Genomic DNA, 3,335 nt, shown 5'->3' on the forward strand with positions numbered 1-3,335 from the left:
GCCCGATTGCTACGACGAGCTTTGGGAGCGATTGCGGGCCCGACACGGCAAGCAGAACGGCACACGGTCGATGGTGGCGGTGCTGCTGCTCGGCCGGGAGTTTGGTCATGACCGGCTCCGGGCGGCGGTTATATCCACGGTGTCGCTCGGTGCCTGCGACGTGGCGGCGGTGCGCTATCTGCTGACCGAGGCGCGGTTGCACAAGGGCCGGCCTGAACCGATCGATGTCGGGGAACTCGCCCGCTACGACCGGCCGATGCCGAGTGTCGCCGACTACGACGTATTGCTCACCGCCCCCTGCATGGGAAGCGCGTGATGAGCGATCTGCAGGACCAGGCAATCCGCCAACATTGCAAGACGCTGCGGATGCCGACCATCGGTGGCCAATTCACCCGCTTGGCGGAAGCCGCCACCCGCGAGAAGCAGTCACATCTGGGATATCTCGAAGCTTTGCTAACGGCTGAGATGGAGGAACGCGAGACCCGTGCGATCGCGCGGCTGCTGAACGAGGCCAAACTGCCGCGGATGAAGACGCTGGATGGGTTCGAGTTCGACCGTTCCGGCGTCTCGGCGGCGCAACTGCGCGATCTTGCCGCGGGCGATTACGTGGCCAAGGCGGAACCGATCCTGCTGGTCGGCGAAGCCGATCCCACGTCATAATGCTCACCTCCGTATGTGTTTATAATGCAAGGCTTATTTGGCCGGGATCTTGTGATAGCGGCCGCTTGCGTCGCCCTATCGCTGCTCGCTTCACTTCGGAGCGGTCCAGGATCTCCTCCTTGATCACCCACGGAGCTCCACGGCAGAACTGAGTCGCCGGGATCACGCCGTCACGAATGAGGCGCAGGACCGTCATTGGGCTGACATTCAGCTTGATCGCAGCCTCACCCAAGGTCAGTTCACCGCGATCGAGCCGTTCCCCGTCGCGATAGACGGCGATCCCGCGATGATTGCGGAAGGTGCATACACGCGACTGGGTCCATCCATTCTCGCGCCCGGTCGATCTGCCAGCACGGTTCAGGATCGCTGCGATTGCCTTATCGGGCATCAGCCGCGCAAGTTCTCGGATCAGCGCGTCGGTCTCGGTATCGACGGTCCAACGATGCTGGCCGGTCTTGCTCTTCATGACCGCCAATTCCGTGTGGTCTCCGCCCTGCCAATGGAGCACCAGCCTGATTTGCCCCTCGTCGACCCGCGCGACGATCTCGCTCAGCACGGTTCTCAGAATCTGCTTGCGGGTGGATGCGGTGGCGGCTGGATGCTGCCAGGCCCGTTCAAGATCGGCACCAAGCCGCATCAATTGATCACGCTCCTCGGCATTCATGGGTGATCGGCACTGATTTTTGATTGCCTCCAACTGGTCTTCGAGTTTGCGGACGACGAAGAGGGCGTCATTCCAGCGACCTTCGAGTGTGGCGGCGACGAGGCGGTTATCCGGGTCCACGGCGTCATATTGCCGGCGGGCATGTGTCGCCTCGTAGCGAGCCTGCTTGAGCGCCAGTTCTGTCTGGCGACCCTTCTCATCGGTCTCGGCATCACGGGCTTCGATTGCCTTGATGGCTGCCTCGATGCCCAGAGGCTGCAAGAGCCGAAGCACCTCGGTGCCAACGGCATGATCGACGCGGAGCGATCCGAAGGAGATACACGGACCCGTACCATGGTTGATCATGGCACCGCGACAATGATAGCGGCCGACATCACCTTTGGTCCCGCTGTAGGCAACGTGAAGCTTTCGCCCGCAATGTCCACAGCGCAGCAACCCGGCCAGCAACGTCTCGCCACGGCGCACAGCACCGCGGATCATCATGCCCTTGCCGGTGGCGTTGTCTGCAATCAGACGCTGGTTCCTTTCGAATTCGGCCCACGAGAGATAACCCTCATGGTGTTCGACGATCAAGACTTCCCAGGTCGACCGTTCCTTCTTGAAGCCACGTACCACGCGTTTGCGGCCGTTCTCGAGACTGACCCTACTGCCAGTCCGGCCAAACACGTAAGCGCCGGCATAGATCGGGTTGGTCAGAATGTGATGGACAGTGTTGTAGACCGGAGGCTTCCAGACGATCCGTCGATCCTGATCAACATGGTAATCGACCGCCGGCAACAGGATCAACTCCTGGCGTAGCCATAGATGAACCTGACGGATGCTCTGAAACTCAGCAAATTTTCCGAATACCAGTCCAATCGCTTCTTGGACACGTTGATCAGGATCTTTCTGGATACGATCATGTCGAATCTTCACGTAACCGATCGCCACGGTCAGGAACAGCTCGCCGCGGCGTGCCTTCTGCCTGAGCGCTTCTAGCGAGCGCTGCCGCAGGAGCGACAGTTCCAGCTCGCTCATCGTGCCCTTCATGCCGAGCAATAGCCGGTCGTTGGGATGCCGTGGTTCATAGACCCCGTCCTCGTCGATGATCAGTGTGCCGACCAGGCCGCAAAATTCGATCAGCGTGTGCCAATCGCGGCCGTTGCGCGCCAGTCGTGACGCCTCGATCGCCAGCACGGCACCAACCCGGCCCTCGCAGATCGCCGCCAGCAGACGCTCAAAGCCGGGCCGAGCAATACCCGCCCCCGATCGACCAAGATCGTCATCAATGATCGTCGCGTCGCTCCATCCGAGCTGGCGCGCCCGTTCGCTAAGTCCATACTGGCGGCGTCGGCTCTCGTGATTATGCAGTAGCTGGTCGGCTGTAGATTGGCGGATATAGACATAGGCCCCACGGGCCAAATGTTCAGGCGTGATCTTATTCACGATCGTCGCCCCTTCCTGCGTTCACCATCGGAATCTCGAGAAGCAGTGCCTGAATGAGGGGCAGCACTTTGTCTCTTTGATCCGATGATAACGGTGGTCCCGGCCTCTCGGCCTCGAAAAGATCGCGCTCCAAGTTTCGGGCTATTCGCTTCATTATTTGCTCCCATCAAAGCCGAGTCGGCCTGAAGAGAGCTTAACGTCGTATCGATCTGGCAGCGCAGGGCGCGCAAATGCGCGAGCGGCAGTCGCGGCACTTCAACAATGGCATGCCGTGCCGCTTCTTTACGCATCATCCACGCGGGAATGTGCGCCAACGTGCCATCCAGTTGGCGGATCGTCAGAAACTCTTCACCCTGGTGCCGATTCCGCCCCGTGATCGCCACCGGCTCGCCACACCGCGGATGAAAACGATAGAAAATCCGCCCTTCGGCGTCGTGATACCCGGCAGTATCTCGCTGCTTCGGCGGGCACGGGAAAGACGCATCTGGCGACCGGATTATGCGTAGCGGCCTGCCGTCAGCGCCGGCGCGTGCGGTTCACCACGGCCACTGCGATGATCAATGAACTGGCCGAGGCGGCACACGCC

5 protein-coding genes are annotated in these 3,335 nt (G+C 61.0%); 4 read left to right on the top strand and 1 reads right to left on the bottom strand.

All coding sequences use genetic code 11. The features are described from left to right. Both L2A60_RS20040 and L2A60_RS20045 read left to right on the top strand, forming a co-directional pair. A partial coding sequence (locus L2A60_RS20040) for a hypothetical protein (RefSeq protein ID WP_407932579.1) occupies positions 1–316 on the top strand: 316 nt, incomplete at its 5' end. Next, positions 316–660, top strand: coding sequence for an ATP-binding protein (locus tag L2A60_RS20045; RefSeq protein ID WP_235706225.1), 345 nt, complete (start codon positions 316–318; stop codon positions 658–660). The genes L2A60_RS20040 and L2A60_RS20045, both read left to right, overlap by 1 nt. Before the next feature lie 19 nt (positions 661–679). On the opposite strand, the gene L2A60_RS20050 is transcribed toward L2A60_RS20045, so the two are convergent. Continuing rightward, on the bottom strand, positions 680–2,749 hold the full coding sequence (locus tag L2A60_RS20050; protein WP_235706226.1) for a recombinase family protein: 2,070 nt from the start codon (positions 2,747–2,749) through the stop codon (positions 680–682). Between the two features lie 230 nt (positions 2,750–2,979). On the opposite strand from L2A60_RS20050, the gene L2A60_RS20055 reads away from it, so the two are divergent. Next, the gene (locus L2A60_RS20055) at positions 2,980–3,255 is read left to right on the top strand and encodes a hypothetical protein (protein ID WP_235706227.1); all 276 of its coding nucleotides are present in this window, start codon (positions 2,980–2,982) and stop codon (positions 3,253–3,255) included. Continuing rightward, positions 3,234–3,335 (top strand): hypothetical protein (locus tag L2A60_RS21000; protein ID WP_407932580.1); only part of this gene is annotated, 102 nt, incomplete at its 3' end. The genes L2A60_RS20055 and L2A60_RS21000, both read left to right, overlap by 22 nt.

The organism is Acidiphilium iwatense, from assembly GCF_021556475.1.
GTDB classification, from domain to species: domain Bacteria; phylum Pseudomonadota; class Alphaproteobacteria; order Acetobacterales; family Acetobacteraceae; genus Acidiphilium; species Acidiphilium iwatense.